Genomic DNA, 18,917 nt, shown 5'->3' on the forward strand with positions numbered 1-18,917 from the left:
CGTTCGCCCCTTTCTATTTTATGTTTGCTGCGCTGGAGCGCTCCTGCCGGAGGGCAGCTAGAGTTTCCGCCAAATCTCCTTGCAGATACAGGCTGCGTCCCCGCAAATGCTCTGGCCTATGAGATGACTCTCGATTAAGACATGCATAAAAGACGTTTTCGTTTTTGGCAGTAAGTTCCCAGAAGGGCAGTTTGATGATACTGGGCGTCATCTCACCCACGCCAAGTTCCAACAGCAGGACTTTTTTGTCGAACTGATCCATTATCCAGCGTCGCAGGAATCTATGGTAGCGGTGCAGGTTATCCTGCCAGAAGGTTCCCTCCAGAAAGGTATCATCTCGTACCCAAGGCATCAGCACCCGCCCGCAATCCGGGCAACGAGGAACAGCTTCCTCCGGCAGGCGCACACCCACCAAGCGACCGGTCAGTTCCTTTACCAGTTCGCGGTTTTTCCAAATATCATCCCGACAGGGCTGGCTGCACTGGCAGTAGCTAAAGTCTCCCTGAAAGGCGCAGATTTGTTTCTGGGGAAATACTCGCAAAAACTGCTGATCGACATTAGTGGTCAGCACAAAGACCGGTTTATCTGCAATAATTGCTTGCAGATCCAGATAGGGCTGCCCCGTAGGGGCTTCCCACATGAAGCGCATATATTGGCTGTAATATCCCCACTGCTCCCCATAGCTGGAAAAACAATGGTAGAATCCAGCCAGCGGGGAGGTAAAGCCATACTGTTCACGAAAGGGAGCCAATGCCTCCGAAAGTGCCGGGGACCAATGGTAGTGGTCGTATCCAGCTGCGCTTGACAGGCCGGAACCGCCGCCGATCACGATGGCATCTACCTGATCGATACGCTCGGCAAGTTCCTGAAGCGCCGCTTGGTTTCCAACCCTCATTGATCGTTATCTCCGCTTTCCATGGTGTTCCGTGCATCCCGCAGCACTTGAGCAATGTCGGCCACAATGGTCATGCCCTTATCCTCCAACTGCTTGGGCAGGAAGTCATATTTGTCGTTGATAGCAATATATCGAACATGGGGAAAGCTGAGGGTCAGGTTCCAGAAAGGCTCCTGGATAAACATGGGAGTCATTCGGCCAACGCCCAACTCCAGGAACAGAATTTTGCTGTCTTTGTGTTCCAGTACATAGCGAGAAATTTTTTCGTACTGTTCTTCATATTTCTTTCCTTGCAGGAAATTCCCATATCCTCGCACCCAGGGGAAAGCCTCACCGCCGCAGTGCGGACACCGGGGAATGAGATCGGTGGGAATCTTCGTGCCATCCCCCATAGCGGCCACCATATCAGCCACTGGCTTTACCGCATCCCAGGTGTCATCGGTACAGCAGGCGGCACACTGGAAGAACCGGTGATCTCCCTGGATCTCCGCCACCTTCTCCTCCGGGTAGAGTTTGACAAACTGGGTATCCTGATTGGTGGTGAGGATGAAAAAGTCCTTGCCTTTCAACAAAGCGTCTAGATCCAGATAGGGATGACGCACAGGTGCGGTCTGGGTGGTGTGAAGGAAGGTGGCGAGATACCCCCAATACTCTTCCCGGGTCTCCCAGGGATGCATCATCCCTGCAAAAGCACCTTTGAAGTGGTACTTCTCCGCAAAAGGCCGGAAGTATTTCCGGTAGGAGTCGTTGTCCTCATAGTAAAAATCTCCGCCACCGGCAGCGGACAGACCGGAGGCCCCGCCCACTACCACACAGTCAGCTTCCTTTACCTCCTGTACCAACCGATTGATCTGTTCGCTATACGGCAGCGGCTTTTTGTCAGTCAGCTGATAAGGCGTACTGCCGGAAGCATAGATATGATAGTACTTGGAATAATTCATCTGGGCCTGCATGACCAAATCATCATAGAAGTTCATTGTCATCATTCCTTTCGAGTGGGTGTTATTTTTATTCTTACTTCAAATCATTTTAGCATCCTCTTGCGCTGCTGTCAATATGCTGTTATAATAAAAATAACATCAAAGAAAAAAGGAGATCAGTCCATGAAATATCCCACCCGCCTTAGCGATGCCGTTCATATTTTAGCCTTTATCGCTCTGTACCCAGACTGCGACCTGACTAGCAACAAACTGGCAGAAAGCGTTCAAACCAATCCTGCCTATGTACGCCAGCTCATGTCCGCCTTGCGGAAAGGAGGGCTGCTGGTCAGCGTGAAGGGACATCCCCGGCCTGCCCTGGCTCGTGAGCCGGAGAAAATCACTCTGCTGGATGCCTATCGGGCAGTGGAGGGCAACAAGCCCCTGCTCCACCAGGACATCCATACCAATCCAGCCTGTGGCGTGGGTGTAAATATCCAACTGGTGCTGCAGGATTTTTACTTGGATATTCAAAAAACAGCGGAACAAAGAATGCAAGAAATCACGCTGAAAGATGTGCTGGAACAATATCACATGAAGTTAGAAGGGATGCTCTTGCAGCGTTTATGACGGATTGATTTTCAGAAACTCTTCCATTTGGGACAAAAATTCTTCTGAACGGGAAATACAAGACCTCCTTGCGGTACTATACTGAGAACCGGAGAGACCTATACCCTGTATGGGTATTCCGCTTTTCAGAAAAGGAGGTTTCAAATATGCAGGAAAAGTACAATGTCACAGGCATGACTTCTGAGAATTTATTAGTTTACAAAACTGGAATTTGGCTATTTCGTTGCAACAATACTTATCCAATGATTTTTTGCATTTGAATACGTTTTGATCTCTGTAAAACCCGCTTCTTTCAAAGCGGCAACAAGTTGTTTAGATGTGTAAATCTTCATACCATTGATCATCTTTGTCCATTTTTCATCTGCGCCATTCGTTCCGTCACTCTCGTTACAAATCAGGAATATGCCTTCGCTTTTCAGCACACGGTTGACCTCGGAAAAGCATTTTACTAATCCTGGCCAAAAGTAAACTGTTTCGAAGGCAGAAACATAATCAAAAGTCGCGTCAGAAAAGGGTATAGCAGATACATCTCCTTGAACTACATTACATTTCCCTTGTTTAATGGCGAGGGCGTTCAACTTTTGAGATTCTGCCACACTAACCTCAGAATAATCCATTCCTGTCACGTGGCCACTTCTACATCTATCAAGCCAGACCGCAATATTTGCTCCGCCACCACAGCCGATGTCCAAAACTTCAGCATCAGACTTCGCGGAGATATTTGAGAATCCCCATTGCGATAATTTGGCGTGACCGCTGTTCATCATCTTCGTCATCAATTTTCCGCCGAAGCCTTGTGGCTTACGGGTATTTTCAAAAAATCTCATTACAGAATTCCTCCTCCACAAATACCAGTTTTCTTAATTCGACAAACCGGTATTGCTCAATCGTTTTTCTCCGTTAGGAGAATATACAATCCATGCATGATGGAACCACCCTGCAATGCGGTATAAACATATCTGCTGACAGCATCCCATGCTTCGCCACAGAACTTTCCGTTCATCAGATGATAAAAATCATCCTGTTGCGGTGTCCTTTTCAAAAGAAAAGTATCTCCTGTCTTAAAACATGGACATGGTCCTGATTTTGGATCTGCCAGGTATTTTTCCTGCAGTTCAGGGAATACCTTTGTTTCCAGAACTGTTATTCTGCATTCATGCTGCATAGACTCACCTCCGTCTTATATTTCTCGCTTCACATAGGTCAGCTCTACATCGTAACCAAGCTTTTCTAACATCTGCAGGAATGTGTTATTTACAATTCCGTCTTTCTTTTTTATCAGGCGATTTACATAGGACGGCGTGGTTCCAACTTCTTCAGCCAGTTTTGCCTGCGTGGTCGCAGCTTCTATACATTTTACCTTTACATCGACCTCTATATTATTCTTCAGCATACTCCACCTCGTTTGTTTTCTAGTTGAAATATATTTCACTGTAAGTGCAATTTATTATAACGCAGAAATTGTTCTCTTTCAATTGTCGTTCCGCATTGTTTACAGTCCGAATTTTGAACGATTTTTTTAGAATCCACGCTTCTGCAAGCAGAGGGGCTGTGAAAAAACATAGCCTATAAAAAAGAAGGACCAAGGATTCATAATGAATCCAAGGTCCTCTTTTTGTGTTAAAATTAATCTGCAATGAAAAAAATAACATGCACTTATTCTAACCCCAAACAGGCAGTTTTGCCAATACTAATTCAAGATTATCTGGACATTTGTGATCCGGTGCTGACATTTGATCGATTTATGGGAGAAATCGATTTGGAGAAATACCTGAAGGAAATCCCGAAACATGAGGTGGGAAGACTTCGGTATAACCCGGTCAGTATGCTGAAAACAATCCTGTTCGGATTTATGACAAATGGATATATCTCTCTTCGTAAGCTGGAAGACAGCTGCAAAGTGAATCTAAGGTTCATGTATCTGATGGATCATAAAGTCCCATCCTATCGGACTTTTGGATATTTTATCAATGAGATACTCAGCGATTCTATTGAGAAACTATTCTGTGATATCAATCAAAAAATTTTGAGAAAGAACATACGGACCTGCAACATTTATATATTGACGATTCTAAGTTTGAAGCCAACGCAAACAAGTATTCCTGGGTATGGAAGAAAGCGACTGAAAAATCCAGATACCGCCTGTTTGAGAAGATCACTTCCCTGTTTCAGGAAATTAATCTTGAGCTTCAATACACGGGGATAAAGTTTAGTATTAATACGGAATACTCGCCAGAATACTTAAAGGAAGCCGCATCGAAATACGTAGAAATCTGGCAGTTGGATGAAACAACGTTTGTCGCTGGTAAAGGACATCGAAAGTCCGTCCAGCAGCGCCATTATGAAAAACTTAAGGAATATCTGTCAAAGCTGAATGAAAGTCAACAAATTTATGGGGTAAGGGGGAAATGCGCTTTTAGAGACTACTTCGTTTATAATTTTTTAGTCTAAAAGAGCGTGTAAAAAATGATTTCTCATTTTTTCACACGCCCTTATATTGGCAGCAACACGCAGTCCTTAGCCGAGCGCGGAGCTTCCGCTATCCGGGTTTGGACGCCAGCCGTCCATGAGCTTGTCATTCTCCATGATAAAGGGAGTCGCCGTATCCTGTCCCCATGAGGTGTCATATTTTCCCATAAGATAATCGCTCAGTGCCGTTCGGTTCGCAAATCGCAGCAGCCGGTACGGCTCCTGAAAGGCAACTTTTTCTACAAAGTACAGCGTCCCGTCCTCCGCCGTCAAAAGTACGCCAACATGCCCGACAAACAGCAGAGATTCCTCCTCAGTCGGCTTATCATGGAAGAATACCGTGATAAGGCGGATCCTTTCATTCTCCTGAAAAGTAACGCCGCGGGATGCCCATTCTTCTTGTACAGTTTGCACATGGCGCGGTATTTCCGTGGTATTATTCGCCTTCATAGAGGAATACAGTGCGCGGAAATCCGCAAGGCTGCTTCCTCCCAACGCAGAGGGATCTGTTTTCAGCGTCTCCTCGTCCACAAACAGCACATCTTCACCGGCATTGATTTGAGAGTCTGCGCTCACAGAGAGGAAATCCCCAAACAGGCTCATGGCGGTGATCCGGCAGTTATAGCCCGGAAACGTCCCGTTCTTCGCCGTCCATTCGTCCTGCATGGTATAAGGGTCGTATTTCGTATACAGCAGCTCCGCTTCCTCAAAGCCATCCGTAAGCCATTCCTGCTTCACGATGTCATTAAAGTGATCCAAACGGCGGAAAAAGCCCTGAATACGCCCATCTGACACGCCTGCGTCGGAGAGCAGCTCCTGCAAAAGCTCCCTCGAACCACTGTCGTTCAAGTTCGTGTATTCAATTTTTTCCAATGCCGGACGCTGCTCGGCTGCGCCGCAGCCTGCAAGTACGGCGGCAATAAGCACAACACATATAATAAAAGTGATTTCCCATCGTGATCTCATAGTTCTAATCCATCCTTTCTTTGGCGATTGCTCGATTTGCTGAGGTTATTATAGCACCGGATCATAAATCTTATGTTAAGATATACAAAGTGTTGCGGCTTTTGCAGCAAGCAACTTTCCTCACATCTCCAAGTGTTCTGCCATGAGAAGCATTATCTGGTGCAGGCGGTGTGTAGGAGTATCGAAGCAACGAACAAAAAAGTAAACAGACAACTCATGAGTGGCGAGGATAAATGGCCATGCCTTCAATGATTGCTTTCAATCTGCACCCATCACGCTCGCATCGTCCGCAACCTGCTGGGCGAACTGGCGGAGAAGAACCTGCGGCTCAACGAAAAGCTCACCCACATGGGGCAGCGCACGACGCGCGCAAAGCTGATGTCCTATTTTTCCGCCGAGGCGCAGCGGCGCGGCGGCTATGAGTTCGACATTCCGTTCTCCCGCCAGCAGCTTGTGGATTATCTTGGTGTGGAGCGCAGCGGGCTATCTCTGGAGCTTGGAAAAATGCGGGATGAGGGGCTACTTGACTTTCACAAAAGCCATTTTCTTCTCAAAACGCCGGAGTCGGACAGCCTTCTTCCTTCTACGCGATAAGGAGCCCCCCCTTCGAGTGTATCGGCAAGTGCGGATATACCGGGCAGGACGTTGGGCTTTTGCAGGCGTAAGAAACAGCTACGGTCTGTAGAGATTGGCAGGACAGCGTCAACTCGTACAATCTGATTTGAAAATGCCCACAGCCGCTTTGGCTGTGGGTATTTTCTGTTTGAACTCTAAAAGCTTTGCAGAACGCAAGGAGCCTAATTCCAAATTCAGCATGTCACCAACTATGAGGAAAACATCTTTTAGAGAAAGGTCAAAAGGTTCGGCAAGGAAGATGAACCGCATCCCTTTGCGACACCGCTTTCGAAAGATTACAGCTTCGCCCCTTAACAAAGACTTTAAGTTAAATCTGTTATACTGCAGCAGTCCCCTCGAAAATACAGACAGGAGAAAAAATTGACCTATGATGAAAAAAAGATATTTCGCTATTCCCATTCTTGCAATCGCACTGCATTTTTTGCTGTCCAACCTGTTGTATTTCCTTGTGGAAAGACTTGTTTTGGATGTTTTTCATATCTCCCCACAGCAATTTATGAAATACTCATATTGGGGCGAGATTCTGATTTACGTCGTCCTTATCCTCGTATTCTTCACCCTCTATAAACTGCTTTGGAGGAAAGAGATAAGCGAACCGCGCACAGCGACAAATTTCAAAGATGTGCTCGGCAGTCTGGTCGTGGGATTTGGCATTTGCGGAATCTCCGGTCTTTGGATCATGCTGGCAGAGCAGCTTCCCTCGCTTCAAAAAAGCGTTGAGGCAATGAACGCCGGTGCTGAAAATATTGCCGGCGGAAATGCATTTGGAACATTTATGATTGCGGTGATCGCTGCACCTGTTGTAGAAGAAATTCTATTCCGCGGCATTGTGCTTCGCTCCATACGGAAATTTGCCCCCGCTTGGGGCGCGATTCTAATATCATCCGTACTCTTCGGCGTTTATCACCTGAATATCGCGCAGGCTGTCTATGCCACCCTTATGGGCATTGCCGCAGGAATCCTTTACGAGAAGAAAAGGGACCTGTTGTTTCCCATCCTCGTGCATTTCGCAAACAACCTCATTACTATGCTGCAGGGCTTTGCGCCATCCGAAGTGAATGAACTGATCAGCATTTTTATTCTGATCATGATCGCTCCGGCAGGGTATATCGTCTGCCGCTCACTCCGACAGGACAAAAGAGCAGATAGCATGTAAGGGGTTTCGATGAGGCGAAACCCTGTGATTGCTGACCTGTTTCACCGCATGAAGTACATGGAACGCCGTGGAAGTGGTCTGCGCAAAATCGTCAGTGAAACTGAAAAGCTGCCTGGATACACAGCGGCATATAAGCCTGAATTTTCCTCAACAGCGACAGATTTCAGAGTCATCTTGAAAAATGTAAACTACAACATGTGCGGTGCTTCCGTACATGATGCCGCACATGATACAGCACATGATGCCGCACATGATACATCTGTGATCAGCAAGCAAAACTTGCTATTGGAATTTTGTGCAGATCCTAAAAGTCGAGATGAAATGCAAGCATATATTGATGTTTCCAGCCGTTCTCACTTCAGCAAATATTACCTCAAGCCTTTATTATCTTCTGGTAAACTTGAAATGATGTTTCCAGACAAACCCAAAAGCAAAAACCAGAAATACACTACCGTTCATTCCAAATAACCCAGAAGCAGGGCATTGGGGCTCATCTCCCATTGTCCTGCTTCTTTTCATTCCTGTTCCTCCTTCCAACGCTCCAGATGCCGTTTGCACAGGGCATCCGCTTCTCTCTCATCATCTTCCGTCACTTCCCGTTTTCCTTTGGTCAGTTCAATCTCCAGATAAGTCCGGTAATCATCGGCTAAGAGGTCGAACAGTTCCTTGGGAGTATGGCACACCTCGCCGGTGCAATAGTGAAAGTCCTGGTCAAATTCCACCCTTACACATCCGTGACGGCTGATATAAACTTCGATGGTCTCGTCTGCGGCCAGGTAGTCCGCAAAAATCTCCAGCACCTTTTCAAAGGTCAGCATCTGTTTTCACTCCTTTGCTACGCTTCTTATTCTACTCATATTATCCGGTACGGACAGGCAAAAGACAAGGATACCGCCAAAAAGAAAAAGCGGAGGAAGGTGCGGCGAAGAAACGCCGTTACTCCCTCCGCAAATGGAGTATCTATCCCTGTTATGAAAGTTTGGAGAGTTGGGTAAGGAAATCCGTCATACCTGTTACCTCCTGCTCAAATTTGTCTCGCCGGATTTCGGGCGAAAAAAATAGAGCCTCGCCCCATTCTCGTTTTCAAAGAATGAGCCAAGGCTCTATGTAACAGGATACCTGATATTAAATTTTTGCAGAATTCGTCAGAACTCGCCAAACGAACCTGACACTGTTTTTCATTCCGTTTCAGCCGGATTTTTGCCGAAAATCTGTCAAGGATATCGGGCTAATTTCCCCTCCAAAATGGCCTTCTGTAAACCCATTTTCCCACTCATTAGGCTCAAAAATAGGCCGTAAACCCATGGTAAACCCATCAAAATGGGTTAATTTGAAGTCAAATTTCCTCAAATTTCACCATCGGAATCAGATGATTTCAGGCATAGAAAAAGCCCGGAAAATGGCGTATTTCCGGGCTTTTTTAGCATTATTAAGCAGTCGATTATCGCTTGCTGAACTGCGGAGCGCGACGAGCTGCTTTGAGACCGTATTTCTTTCTCTCTTTCATACGCGGGTCTCTGGTCAGGAAGCCTGCTTTTTTCAGAACCGGTCTGAAATCAGCATCTGCCTGAAGCAGTGCTCTAGAGATACCGTGACGGATTGCACCAGCCTGGCCAGTGAAGCCGCCGCCGCGAACGTTAACCAGAACGTCGAACTTGTCAACGGTCTCGGTTGCTACTAACGGCTGACGAACAACTACCTTTAAGGTCTCAAGACCAAGATACTCGTCGATGTCTCTCTTGTTGATGGTGATTTTACCGGTACCTGGTACCAGATATACTCTTGCGATAGATTTTTTTCTTCTACCTGTTCCGTAATATTTATTTGCCATGATAACTTCCTCCTTTCAGTACCTTTCCTTAGAATTTGATTTCCAGAGCTTCCGGCTTCTGAGCTGCCTGCTCATGATCCGGTCCTGCATATACATGAAGCTTGGTCATCATGCTTCTTCCTAAAGGTCCCTTCGGAAGCATACCCTTAACAGCAAGCTCGATCACACGCTCCGGCTTCTTAGCCATCATCTCACGCAGAGTGGTCTCTTTCATACCACCTACGTAATCAGAGTGATGATAGTAGATCTTCTGATCTAACTTCTTACCGGTTACTTTGATCTGATCTGCATTAACAACGATCACATAATCGCCGCAGTCGATGTGCGGGGTGTAGATCGGTTTATTTTTACCTCTTAATACTTTTGCTACTTCTGAAGCCAAACGTCCTAAAGTACATCCGGCAGCATCTACTACATACCATTTTCTCTCAATCGTCGCTGGACTAGCCATAAAACTCTTCATTGGTTAACCTCCTGTTAAACTATCTGTTCCTAACGGTCACTTACCGCAATTGTTTTGAAATGTATAGTAAAATGCCTATTCCGGGGCTTTGGCCTAAGCATTTCCACCTAACGTCACAGTTGTATATTATATTATATCCGCCGTTTCATGTCAAGCGCTTTTTCCTTGATTTTACGTGATTTTGAAGGGTTTTCCACAGTTTTTTCAATTTTGCGGTATGTTATCCACAAGCGGAAGGGCAGTTACCCACCGCAGAGCAGTTTCCTTTGCTGATGTTTCTTCTTCCTGTGCTGTATTTCCGGAGGGCTTTGCACATTTCACACAATCTGGACGTTCCCCGCCGCTTTGCACCAATTTTCTCAGCGCCTCTGCCTCTTCTGGCGTAAAGCAGTCTCCAGCTTCCTTCTCCGTCTCTTTCAGCACATAGCGTCCATGAACATCCCCCGCCTGTAACCGCTCCGGCTTTTCCAGATCGGTCACATAGACTTTCTCAGCCCCATTCTGGAATGCATGATGGATATTTCTCCGGAGGATTCCATCCAGTTCTTCCTCCACGCAGCGGGTGAGCACGAAAAAGGCTGTCTTCTCATCTTTTATATGGGACTGCAGAATATCATACTTCCAGTATTTGTTCTCCCGGTGATGCCAGTCCGGCAGTTCTTTCTGATATTCCATGCTGACCAGAGTCAGTCCTCTCGCCGGTGCCGTGCGTCCTGCTGCCTGGCGGTCTCTTGCATCCAGAATTTCTTCCATGTGCTTCGGCGGGTACGCACCCATGCCAACTTCCAGAAGGGTTCCCGCAATGATGCGCACCATATTATAGAGGAATCCACTTCCGCTGATGCGGATGGTGATCATGTCATCCTGCTTTGTGATATCCAGACTGTAAATGGTACGCACCGTCTCTTCTGCCTGGGTCCGCACTGTACAAAAACTCTTAAAGTCATGTTCTCCGATCAGATAAGCAGCTGCCTGACGCATTTTCTCAAGATCCAGGTTAAAATAACAAAAATGAGCATATAATCGTTCTAACGGCATGGAAATTTTCCGGTTTAATACCTTGTATTCATAAGTTTTGGTGCAGTTTGCTTTCCGTGGATGCCAGTCTGCAGGCACCTCTTTTGAGCTCTGGACGCGGATATCTTCCGGCAGACGCTGGTTGAGCGCAAAGCAGATTTTATCTGCCGGCATGCGGTTTTCGGTGTCGAACACCGCTACATTTCCTCTCGCATGAACCCCGGAGTCGGTCCGGCTCGCACCGATCACAGAAATGGGTTCTTTTAACAGCGCTGTCAGTTCCCGGTTCAGCACTTCTTCTATGGTAATACCGTTTGGCTGCAGCTGCCAGCCACGATACGCGGTGCCGTCATAAGCGACCACCAGTTTTACTCGTTTCATACGTTCCTCCAGGTAGCATTCATTTTTTAGCTTGCAACATGTATCTGTAAATTTCTAAAATCCGATTCGTAAAAGTGTCACATAAGAAGCATCACATACAATGGCTGTAAATAGAAAATTGCTTTCCAAAAACGCAGGAAAGCAATCTTTTCATTTATGCACGCAGTAAGATGACAAGCACCAGATAAATCACATAAACCAGATATCCGATATGATCACGCTTTGCGTATTTAAGCGGTTTCATCTTGGTCCGTCCCTCACCGCCATGATAACAGCGGGCCTCCATGGCCATAGCCAGATCCGTTGCGCGGCGGAATGCTGAGATAAACAGCGGAACCAGAAGCGGAACCATGCTCTTTGCCTTCTGGATCAGATTTCCGCTCTCAAAATCAGCGCCTCTAGCCATCTGGGCTTTCATGATCTTGTCCGTTTCTTCGACCAGAATCGGAATAAAGCGAAGGGCAATGGACATCATCATGGATATCTCATGAACCGGCACTCCGACTTTATTTAAAAAGCCAAGGCTTTTTTCCAGACCATCGGTCAGTTCATTCGGTGTCGTTGTCAGGGTCATGACAGAAGAACCAATTACCAGATAGATCAGGCGCAGTGCCATAAATCCAGCGATACGCACACCTTCCTGGGTGATCTTTAAGAAACCAATCTGGAAAATTGCAGTTCCCGGTGTTAAAAATAAATTAAAGCTGACACTGATCAGCAGCAGGAATACAACGGCCTTTAAGCCCCTTACGATAAACGAAAAAGGAACCTTTGACATGCGGATCGCTGCCACCAGAAATAAGGTTGCTGCCACATAGCAGGCAATGCTGTTCGCAAAGAACAACGACACAATAAATACCAGTGTTCCAAACAGCTTGGTCCGGGGATCCATGCGGTGCAGCACCGAATCCACCGGATAATATTGTCCTAAGGTAATATCACGAATCATGCTCTTTCATCCTTCCCGAGCAGTTTCAGGATCGCATCCTTTGCCTCTGCTACTGTGGTAATATCATCGGCAATCGGCACACCATGCTCTTTCAGCCCATGCACAATGTAAGTAATCTGCGGTGCAGCAAGTCCGATTTTCTCCAGCTCCTTATAATGACGGAAGACCTCTTTCGGCGGTGCATCGAACATCTTTTCCCCGTGGTTCATCACCATGATCCGGTCTGCATAGCGTGCAATATCCTCCATGCTGTGTGAGACGAGAATAATGGTCATATGGCGTTTTTTATGAAGTTCTGAGATTTCATCCAGAATTTCATCCCGCCCTTTTGGGTCCAGTCCTGCCGTCGGCTCATCCAGGATCAGTACTTCCGGATGCATTGCCAGAACACCGGCAATGGCAACCCTTCGTTTCTGTCCGCCTGAAAGTTCAAATGGAGACTGCCTCCACAGTTTCTCATCCAGTCCAACCTGGATAAGGGCTTCTTTCGCCCGCTCTTCTACTTCTTCTTTGGAAAGTCCCTGGTTTTTCGGTCCAAAGCAGACATCAGAAAAAACGTCCACTTCAAACAGCTGGTGCTCCGGATACTGGAAAACCAGACCAACCTTACTGCGCAGCGCCTTCATATCGTAGCCGTCCTGGTAAATGTTTTCTCCATTATAATAGATTGCTCCGCTGCTGGCCCGCAAGAGACCATTCAAATGCTGGATCAGTGTGGACTTTCCGGAACCGGTATGTCCGATCAGCCCGATAAACTGTCCATCCTCAATTTCAAAACTGACATCCTTTAAGGCATACTGCTCAAAGGCTGTTCCTTCCCCATAAATATGGTTCAAATGTTCTGCCCTGATTGACATAGATGCCTCCTTCTATTTTACCTCTGGATATTTTTCATGAAACATCGGAAGAAGCTTTTCCATCAGCTCGTCCATGGTCAGAATTCCGTCCGGCAGGTCTAAGCCCGCCTGCTTTAGCTCGTAGGCAAGCTCCGTCACCTGCGGAACATCCAGCCGGTATTCCTTCAATTCCTTTACCCGTGAGAAAATCTCCCGCGGGGTTCCATCCATAACCAGTTTTCCGTCATCCATCACGATCACGCGGTCTGCGTCGATGACTTCTTCCATATAATGTGTGATCAGAAGGACCGTGATCTTCTCCTGGCGATTCAGCTCGTGAAGCGTGGCAATGACTTCCTTACGTCCATTTGGGTCCAGCATCGCTGTCGGCTCATCCAGAATGATGCACTGCGGCTTCATTGCCATAACACCTGCGATCGCCACACGCTGTTTCTGTCCACCTGACAGCTTATTTGGAGATTTTAAGCGGTATGCCGTCATGCCAACCGCTTCGAGGCTCTGGTCCACGCGTTTCCAGATCTCATCGGTCGGGACCCCAAGGTTTTCCGGTCCGAACCCGACATCTTCCTCTACAATATTACCAATGATCTGGTTGTCCGGATTTTGGAAGACCATGCCGGCTGTTTTGCGGATATCCCAGATGTGGGCATCGTCTGCGGTATTCATGCCGGAAATCCAGACCGTTCCATCCGTCGGAAGAAGAATGCCGTTCACCTGCTTGGCAAAGGTAGACTTTCCAGAGCCGTTATGCCCCAGGATTGCCACAAAATCCCCCTGTTTAATGTCCAGGGTCAGATCATCGATGGCACGCTTTACCTCTTCCACATGGTCATCTTCATCCCGGCGGATATAATCGTATATTAATTTTGAAGCTTTTATGATTCCCATAAAATTGGCTTCCTTTCCTGTATACAGCGATATCGTTTTCCTTTGTGAAAAACTGCCTTAGCTTTTTCCCCATCAAGCAGAAAAATTCCGCAGTTTTCCACCGTTTTTTCATTTTAAGCGAAATTATACACAGCGTCAACCAGAAAACACACGAGTTCCTGTTTTTCATCTCCAAATAGGCAAAATCTGGTTCCTTTAAAGAAGTGTTTCATCATAGATTGCCCGGGCTCCTCCGGTAAATTTCAGGCGGGTTCTCGCGCAGATGACTCTGGCCGCCCCGATCTGCCGTCTTTCGATCCGCACCGGAACTGCCACCTCTTTTAAATGCATGCCGATCAGGGTATCACCAATATCCATTCCGGCCGCTGCGCGGATATGCTCCACTGCCACCGGACTTTCAAAAGTATGATACGCTGCTGTCGCAAAAGAGCCTCCGGCTTTCGGCTGCGGAATCACGTTGACCTGCTCATATCCATAACGCTCGGCTGCCTCTTCCTCCAAAATCAGGGCACGGTTTAAGTGCTCGCAGCACTGGGCAGCAAGAGAAACACCTGCTTCTTTTGCTGCGCGGTAAATCCCGTCAAACAACGCCTGCCCCAGTTCCGGGCTGGAAAAGCTTCCAATCCGTTCCCCTGCCACCTCACTCGTAGAACAGCCAACCACAAAAATACTGCCCTTTTTCGGATGCGCGGCTGCGAGCAGCTGGGAAGCTGCCTCATACGCCTCGTTTTCTATTTCCATCAGTTCCTGTTTATCTGCTTTCCGATCGGATAATCCGGTTCCCATCGCTGTTTTCCTCCATTCTTCTACCCATGATGTTTCACTCATTATACGCTATCTTACCACAAAATAACAATATTGCACAGTAAGTATCAAAGGGGCGAAAGTTTCCACAGCCGCCATGCATGGCGGCTGCGGAAACTTTCGCCCCTCGTTCGTTATCGTGTGATATTGTTGCTTTAGTGTACCCACACACCCTGCTCATTCACATAAAATGTGTCGATGTTTGTATTCACGGCCTTGTTGCCCTGGCCTGGATAGAAGTAATACCAGTTGCCTTCGACCTCGTTCCAGCCTTCAGCCATATAGCCGGTGCTGTTTAAGTAATAGGTTTTTCCGTCCTTTGTCAGCCAGTGTCCACGAACCAGGCAGCCATAATACTGATCCTGAGTTTCGTTCATATAGCACCAACGGCCATTCCAGGAAACCCAACCGGTGACCATGGCACCACTTGCATCCAGATAGTACATCTGGCCATTACGTTCCTGCCAGCCAGTCAGCATTTTGCCGCTATTATCGAACACATACCATCTGCCGCCTACTTCAACCCAGCCGTTCTTTACGTAACTGCCATCTGGATAATAATAATACCAGGCATTATCGTATTTCTGCCAGCCAGCTTTGCTGTTTCCCGGAGTTCCGCTTGGTCCGCCATTACTGGTGCTATTGTTTCTGCCGCTTCCGTCCGATACATCTTCCTTGGCCAGGTAGATTTCATCGGATTCTACCCATTCGCTGCTCTTACCATAATCGTCCTGTTTGGATGTTTTTGCGATGGTACGAACACGGAACTTATAAGTTCCTGCCTGCGTCATATACGGATAAAAATTGAAGGTTTTACTGGTTGTCTCGGTTGTGTAAATTTTGGTGGATCCCTTGCGAAGCTCTACCTCATACTGACCGGTTCCTCCATTGTCTGGTTCCTCCCACCGGGCAGTTCCCTTTGCATTGTCCTTCCAGTAAGCATCCTGTGGAGCTTCAAATGTGCCTTTTAATGGTTTTAACCGGGCCTTGATTACCAGATCACCGCTGCTCTTGCTGGCACTGATAAATTCGCCGCCTTTTATGGTCACATTGCTGGAACGATAGGTTCCCTTAAATGCATAACCGGAATCAATCACTTCCAACCGGATCTTTAACTCTGGCTGATATCCGACGCTTACTTCTTTGGAAGAAGAAGTCGTCCAGTCCGCTTCTTTAATCTGATAGCGGTCCGTGGAACCGGAAATTGCGATACCGCCGCCCGGTGCCGTGGTACTGTCAATGTCAATGGCTGCATCCCCGATCTTATCGCCTGGCTCTAAGTCGGTATAAATCTGTAATTTGACACTGGAGATTGTTTTGTCAGCCGCATAAGCTGTTTTCATTCCTGCGGTACTGACACACAGGGCAAATAACATTCCCCATACCGCAAACCTTTTCTTTGTCATGCTCATCCCTCGCTCTCTTATTTTCGATCATTCATGTTCTGTATTCTCTTGTGCGATCTATATATTCCTGATCTCTTTTTGTAATTTCATTATAAGCGAAGTAAGTTGTTCGGTCAACTTACGTATTCCTTACCTTTCTGACACAATCCTGCCGCAAATTGAAAGATTTATGACACATCCCACAGAGCTTTTTTGTTTCATAGGCTGCAATTTCTTATGAAGCCAAAAAGCTCCCGAAGATTTCTCTTCGGGAGCCATAAGCTCATAGATTTATAAAATTATAAATTAAACAAGCTCTAACAGCACTTCCATAGCGCCGTCGCCCTTACGCTGGCCGATCTTAACGATACGGGTGTAACCACCGTTACGGGAAACGTACTTCGGAGCAACCTCATCAAAGAGTTTTGCCGGGATATCTACGGACTTGGTGTTTTTCTTCTTACCAGCAGCTGCGGTCGGAACCTCAGTTACATCGTAGAGAACTTTGAGCATCTGACGACGAGCATGAAGTCTGGACGGCTTATCTTTCTTGATTTCCTTCTGAACTTCATCATAAACGGTAACTTTCTTGCCGTTTACTACTTCTTTGACTCTCTTACCCTCAGCGTCCTTTTTAGCAACCTTAGCGGTAACAGTAACGGTCTCGAAGTTATCTTTCTCTTTCACAGCCAGTGCGATCAGACCCTCAGCAACTTTGCGGATCTCTTTTGCTCTAGCCTCAGTAGTTTTGATGCTTCCATGATACAGCAGTGCAGTTACCTGGCTGCGGATCATTGCTTTTCTCTGGCTGGAAGTTCTTCCAAGCTTTCTATAACCTGCCATTTTATTTTCCTCCATATAATGTGGAGTGCAGTCCCGTGCCCTTTGGTCTTACCGGACCACAGCTTCCAATTTTCATAATGTAGCGGCTCTCTGCCTGATGGACTTACGGAGCCGCCACTTTTTCAGTTTCTAATTGTCGAATTACTCCTCGCTGACAGGGGAAACTCAAACTCCGTTTCACTTCGTTCGAGTATCACCCAAGTTCGTCGTTTTACTCCTCACTCGGATTCAGCTGCAGACCTAATTCTTTTAACTTCGCCAGAACCTCCTCGAGGGACTTTCTGCCGAGGTTACGAACCTTCATCATATCCTCCGGAGTTCTGTTGCACAGCTCCTCCACAGTATTGATGCCGGCTCTCTTTAAGCAGTTGTAGGAACGAACAGACAGTTCCAGTTCATCGATGTTCATCTCGAGAACTTTCTCTTTCTCATTGTCCTCTTTCTCTACCATGATCTCAGCGGTCTTGGCATTCTCAGAAAGGTCAATGAACAGATTTAAGTGCTCGCTCAGAACTTTCGCTGCAAGGCTTACAGCCTCGTCTGGAGCTAAGGTTCCATTGGTATACACGTCTAAGGTCAGCTTATCGTAATCGGTAACCTGTCCAACACGGGTATTCTGAATGGACATGTTGACACGCTCAACCGGTGTATAGATGGAATCCACCGCGATCACACCAACTGGCATATCTTCTGTCTTATTCTTGTCTGCGCTCACATAGCCACGGCCCTTGGTGATAGTAAGCTCCATGTAGAACTTGCTGTCTGCACCGCCGCTTAAGTGTGCGATCACCTGATCCGGATTCATGATCTCGATGTCCGGGTCAGCCTGGATATCAGCTGCAGTAATGACACCCTCACCTTCGAACTCGATGTAGGCGGTCTTTACTTCGTTGCTATCGCTGTTGTTCTTAATAGATAAGCTCTTGATGTTCATGATGATCTCAGTTACATCTTCCTTAACACCCGGAATAGAACTGAACTCATGCAAAACGCCGTCGATTTTCACCTGGCTGACAGCTGCACCCGGCAGAGAAGAAAGCATGATTCTTCTCAGGGAGTTACCCAGCGTTGTGCCATAGCCTCTCTCAAGTGGTTCAACTACAAACTTGCCATATTTCTTATCATCAGAAATCTCAACAATCTCAATGTTTGGTTTCTCAAAATCGAACACGACTCTAGCCCCTCCTTTTGGGTTCTTCTATCGAGGGAAATTGGTACTCTTAATTATTTGGAGTACAACTCGACGATAAGCATCTCGTTTACCGGAACATCAATCTCATCTCTGGTCGGCAGCTCTTTAACAGTACCGCGCAGATTCTCCTGGTCAACATCCAGCCAAGCCGGAACCAGACGTCCTGCAGTTACCTCAAGAGCATCTTTGTATCTCTGAGAAGATTTCGCCTTCTCTTTTACTTCGATTACGTCACCAGCTTTTACCAGGTAGGACGGGATGTTTACACACTTGCCGTTTACCAGGATGTGCTTGTGATCTACGATCTGTCTGGTCTCGCGTCTGGTGCGGCCGAATCCCATACGGAATACAACGTTATCCAGTCTGCGCTCCAGGAGAATCATCATGTTCTCACCAGTCTGGCCTTCCATTTTCTCGGCTCTGGTGTAGTAGTTACGGAACGGTTTCTCTAATACGCCATAGATGAATTTTGCTTTCTGTTTCTCACGTAACTGGAGACCATACTCACTTACTTTTCTGTTAGCTCTTTTTAATTCTCTGTTTGATTTTTTATCAATTCCTAAATAGATCGGATCTAAACCAAGAGATCTGCATCTTTTAAGAACAGGAACTCTATCTACTGCCACTTTTAGTACCTC

Annotated in this window: 22 protein-coding genes and 1 pseudogene; 5 read left to right on the forward strand and 18 right to left on the reverse strand. The window is 46.9% G+C overall.

Going from position 1 to position 18,917, the window contains the following annotated elements; translation table 11 throughout:
- Positions 1-13: 13 nt before the first annotated feature.
- A complete protein-coding gene (locus DWZ40_RS00085; protein WP_118540136.1) occupies positions 14-895 on the reverse strand; it encodes an NAD-dependent protein deacetylase, SIR2 family in 882 nt (293 codons plus the stop codon).
- Positions 892-1,881, reverse strand: a complete 990-nt coding sequence (locus DWZ40_RS00090) for an NAD-dependent protein deacetylase (protein ID WP_118540137.1) — start codon at positions 1,879-1,881, stop codon at positions 892-894. Before DWZ40_RS00090 ends, DWZ40_RS00085 begins: the two co-directional genes overlap by 4 nt.
- 117 nt (positions 1,882-1,998) lie before the next feature.
- On the opposite strand from DWZ40_RS00090, the gene DWZ40_RS00095 reads away from it, so the two are divergent.
- Positions 1,999-2,442: an Rrf2 family transcriptional regulator gene (locus DWZ40_RS00095; protein WP_118540138.1), complete on the forward strand. Its 444-nt coding sequence runs from the start codon at positions 1,999-2,001 to the stop codon at positions 2,440-2,442.
- A 215-nt stretch (positions 2,443-2,657) separates the two neighbouring features.
- Here DWZ40_RS00095 and DWZ40_RS00100 read toward each other — a convergent pair whose 3' ends face one another.
- From DWZ40_RS00100 to DWZ40_RS00110, 3 genes are read right to left on the reverse strand one after another with little or no spacing between them, the layout of a single operon-like run.
- Positions 2,658-3,269, reverse strand: coding sequence for a class I SAM-dependent methyltransferase (locus tag DWZ40_RS00100; protein WP_118540139.1), 612 nt, complete (start codon positions 3,267-3,269; stop codon positions 2,658-2,660).
- Positions 3,270-3,325: 56 nt separating this feature from the next.
- Complete coding sequence (locus tag DWZ40_RS00105; RefSeq protein WP_118540140.1) at positions 3,326-3,607, reverse strand: TIGR04076 family protein; 282 nt, start codon at positions 3,605-3,607, stop codon at positions 3,326-3,328.
- 15 nt (positions 3,608-3,622) lie between these two features.
- The gene (locus DWZ40_RS00110; RefSeq protein WP_114000404.1) at positions 3,623-3,835 is read right to left on the reverse strand and encodes a helix-turn-helix transcriptional regulator; all 213 of its coding nucleotides are present in this window, start codon (positions 3,833-3,835) and stop codon (positions 3,623-3,625) included.
- A 459-nt stretch (positions 3,836-4,294) separates the two neighbouring features.
- Here DWZ40_RS00110 and DWZ40_RS19935 point away from each other — a divergent pair, with 459 nt between their 5' ends.
- A complete protein-coding gene (locus DWZ40_RS19935) occupies positions 4,295-4,648 on the forward strand; it encodes a transposase (RefSeq protein WP_243035149.1) in 354 nt (117 codons plus the stop codon).
- Between the two features lie 311 nt (positions 4,649-4,959).
- On the opposite strand, the gene DWZ40_RS00120 is transcribed toward DWZ40_RS19935, so the two are convergent.
- Positions 4,960-5,877 carry a DUF4300 family protein gene (locus tag DWZ40_RS00120; RefSeq protein WP_243035136.1) on the reverse strand — a complete coding sequence of 306 codons (918 nt, stop codon included), beginning with the start codon at positions 5,875-5,877 and terminating at the stop codon, positions 4,960-4,962.
- Between the two features lie 252 nt (positions 5,878-6,129).
- Here DWZ40_RS00120 and DWZ40_RS00125 point away from each other — a divergent pair, with 252 nt between their 5' ends.
- The 3 genes and pseudogenes from DWZ40_RS00125 to DWZ40_RS00140 all read left to right on the forward strand — a co-directional run.
- A complete protein-coding gene (locus DWZ40_RS00125) occupies positions 6,130-6,471 on the forward strand; it encodes a helix-turn-helix domain-containing protein (RefSeq protein WP_243035137.1) in 342 nt (113 codons plus the stop codon).
- A gap of 409 nt (positions 6,472-6,880) precedes the next feature.
- Positions 6,881-7,669, forward strand: a complete 789-nt coding sequence (locus DWZ40_RS00135; protein ID WP_118540142.1) for a type II CAAX endopeptidase family protein — start codon at positions 6,881-6,883, stop codon at positions 7,667-7,669.
- Between the two features lie 6 nt (positions 7,670-7,675).
- Positions 7,676-8,137: pseudogene (locus DWZ40_RS00140) on the forward strand (Fic family protein); the annotation flags it as partial.
- Between the two features lie 47 nt (positions 8,138-8,184).
- On the opposite strand, the gene DWZ40_RS00145 reads toward DWZ40_RS00140, so the two are convergent.
- The 12 genes from DWZ40_RS00145 to rpsD form a co-directional block, all read right to left on the reverse strand.
- A complete protein-coding gene (locus DWZ40_RS00145) occupies positions 8,185-8,487 on the reverse strand; it encodes a hypothetical protein (protein WP_118540143.1) in 303 nt (100 codons plus the stop codon).
- Between the two features lie 623 nt (positions 8,488-9,110).
- Positions 9,111-9,500 (reverse strand): 30S ribosomal protein S9, encoded by a 390-nt coding sequence (rpsI, locus tag DWZ40_RS00155; protein ID WP_118540145.1) that lies wholly within the window; start codon positions 9,498-9,500, stop codon positions 9,111-9,113.
- Between the two features lie 28 nt (positions 9,501-9,528).
- A complete protein-coding gene (gene rplM, locus DWZ40_RS00160) occupies positions 9,529-9,963 on the reverse strand; it encodes a 50S ribosomal protein L13 (RefSeq protein WP_118533980.1) in 435 nt (144 codons plus the stop codon).
- A gap of 204 nt (positions 9,964-10,167) precedes the next feature.
- Positions 10,168-11,361 carry a tRNA pseudouridine(38-40) synthase TruA gene (gene truA / locus DWZ40_RS00165; RefSeq protein WP_118540146.1) on the reverse strand — a complete coding sequence of 398 codons (1,194 nt, stop codon included), beginning with the start codon at positions 11,359-11,361 and terminating at the stop codon, positions 10,168-10,170.
- Positions 11,362-11,515: 154 nt separating this feature from the next.
- Complete coding sequence (locus DWZ40_RS00170) at positions 11,516-12,310, reverse strand: energy-coupling factor transporter transmembrane component T (protein ID WP_118540147.1); 795 nt, start codon at positions 12,308-12,310, stop codon at positions 11,516-11,518.
- Positions 12,307-13,167: an energy-coupling factor transporter ATPase gene (locus DWZ40_RS00175; protein WP_118540148.1), complete on the reverse strand. Its 861-nt coding sequence runs from the start codon at positions 13,165-13,167 to the stop codon at positions 12,307-12,309. The genes DWZ40_RS00170 and DWZ40_RS00175 overlap by 4 nt, the downstream gene beginning before the upstream one ends.
- A 12-nt stretch (positions 13,168-13,179) precedes the next feature.
- Positions 13,180-14,055: an energy-coupling factor transporter ATPase gene (locus DWZ40_RS00180; protein ID WP_118540149.1), complete on the reverse strand. Its 876-nt coding sequence runs from the start codon at positions 14,053-14,055 to the stop codon at positions 13,180-13,182.
- A gap of 195 nt (positions 14,056-14,250) precedes the next feature.
- Positions 14,251-14,796, reverse strand: a complete 546-nt coding sequence (locus DWZ40_RS00185) for a TIGR01440 family protein (RefSeq protein ID WP_243035150.1) — start codon at positions 14,794-14,796, stop codon at positions 14,251-14,253.
- Between the two features lie 218 nt (positions 14,797-15,014).
- A complete protein-coding gene (locus tag DWZ40_RS00190; protein ID WP_182430486.1) occupies positions 15,015-16,265 on the reverse strand; it encodes an N-acetylmuramoyl-L-alanine amidase family protein in 1,251 nt (416 codons plus the stop codon).
- 285 nt (positions 16,266-16,550) lie between these two features.
- Positions 16,551-17,087 carry a L17 family ribosomal protein gene (locus DWZ40_RS00195; RefSeq protein ID WP_118533408.1) on the reverse strand — a complete coding sequence of 179 codons (537 nt, stop codon included), beginning with the start codon at positions 17,085-17,087 and terminating at the stop codon, positions 16,551-16,553.
- Positions 17,088-17,298: 211 nt separating this feature from the next.
- On the reverse strand, positions 17,299-18,258 hold the full coding sequence (locus DWZ40_RS00200) for a DNA-directed RNA polymerase subunit alpha (protein WP_118540152.1): 960 nt from the start codon (positions 18,256-18,258) through the stop codon (positions 17,299-17,301).
- 53 nt (positions 18,259-18,311) lie between these two features.
- Complete coding sequence (rpsD, locus tag DWZ40_RS00205; protein ID WP_118540153.1) at positions 18,312-18,905, reverse strand: 30S ribosomal protein S4; 594 nt, start codon at positions 18,903-18,905, stop codon at positions 18,312-18,314.
- Positions 18,906-18,917: the final 12 nt, after the last annotated feature.

Source organism: Clostridium sp. AF32-12BH (assembly GCF_003477935.1).
Lineage (GTDB): Bacteria > Bacillota > Clostridia > Lachnospirales > Lachnospiraceae > Brotaphodocola.

What these genes read in the sequence shown, in the direction of transcription:
- DWZ40_RS19935 (WP_243035149.1), top strand. Translation starts at nt 4,295, where the DNA reads ATGACAAATGGATATATCTCTCTTCGTAAGCTGGAAGACAGCTGCAAA.
- DWZ40_RS00180 (WP_118540149.1), bottom strand. Translation starts at nt 14,055, where the DNA reads ATGGGAATCATAAAAGCTTCAAAATTAATATACGATTATATCCGCCGG.
- DWZ40_RS00090 (WP_118540137.1), bottom strand. Translation starts at nt 1,881, where the DNA reads ATGATGACAATGAACTTCTATGATGATTTGGTCATGCAGGCCCAGATG.
- DWZ40_RS00100 (WP_118540139.1), bottom strand. Translation starts at nt 3,269, where the DNA reads ATGAGATTTTTTGAAAATACCCGTAAGCCACAAGGCTTCGGCGGAAAA.
- DWZ40_RS00145 (WP_118540143.1), bottom strand. Translation starts at nt 8,487, where the DNA reads ATGCTGACCTTTGAAAAGGTGCTGGAGATTTTTGCGGACTACCTGGCC.
- DWZ40_RS00120 (WP_243035136.1), bottom strand. Translation starts at nt 5,877, where the DNA reads ATGAGATCACGATGGGAAATCACTTTTATTATATGTGTTGTGCTTATT.
- rplM (WP_118533980.1), bottom strand. Translation starts at nt 9,963, where the DNA reads ATGAAGAGTTTTATGGCTAGTCCAGCGACGATTGAGAGAAAATGGTAT.
- DWZ40_RS00190 (WP_182430486.1), bottom strand. Translation starts at nt 16,265, where the DNA reads ATGACAAAGAAAAGGTTTGCGGTATGGGGAATGTTATTTGCCCTGTGT.
- DWZ40_RS00105 (WP_118540140.1), bottom strand. Translation starts at nt 3,607, where the DNA reads ATGCAGCATGAATGCAGAATAACAGTTCTGGAAACAAAGGTATTCCCT.
- DWZ40_RS00175 (WP_118540148.1), bottom strand. Translation starts at nt 13,167, where the DNA reads ATGTCAATCAGGGCAGAACATTTGAACCATATTTATGGGGAAGGAACA.
- DWZ40_RS00110 (WP_114000404.1), bottom strand. Translation starts at nt 3,835, where the DNA reads ATGCTGAAGAATAATATAGAGGTCGATGTAAAGGTAAAATGTATAGAA.
- DWZ40_RS00170 (WP_118540147.1), bottom strand. Translation starts at nt 12,310, where the DNA reads ATGATTCGTGATATTACCTTAGGACAATATTATCCGGTGGATTCGGTG.
- DWZ40_RS00085 (WP_118540136.1), bottom strand. Translation starts at nt 895, where the DNA reads ATGAGGGTTGGAAACCAAGCGGCGCTTCAGGAACTTGCCGAGCGTATC.
- DWZ40_RS00135 (WP_118540142.1), top strand. Translation starts at nt 6,881, where the DNA reads ATGATGAAAAAAAGATATTTCGCTATTCCCATTCTTGCAATCGCACTG.
- DWZ40_RS00185 (WP_243035150.1), bottom strand. Translation starts at nt 14,796, where the DNA reads ATGGAAATAGAAAACGAGGCGTATGAGGCAGCTTCCCAGCTGCTCGCA.
- DWZ40_RS00195 (WP_118533408.1), bottom strand. Translation starts at nt 17,087, where the DNA reads ATGGCAGGTTATAGAAAGCTTGGAAGAACTTCCAGCCAGAGAAAAGCA.
- DWZ40_RS00095 (WP_118540138.1), top strand. Translation starts at nt 1,999, where the DNA reads ATGAAATATCCCACCCGCCTTAGCGATGCCGTTCATATTTTAGCCTTT.
- rpsI (WP_118540145.1), bottom strand. Translation starts at nt 9,500, where the DNA reads ATGGCAAATAAATATTACGGAACAGGTAGAAGAAAAAAATCTATCGCA.
- truA (WP_118540146.1), bottom strand. Translation starts at nt 11,361, where the DNA reads ATGAAACGAGTAAAACTGGTGGTCGCTTATGACGGCACCGCGTATCGT.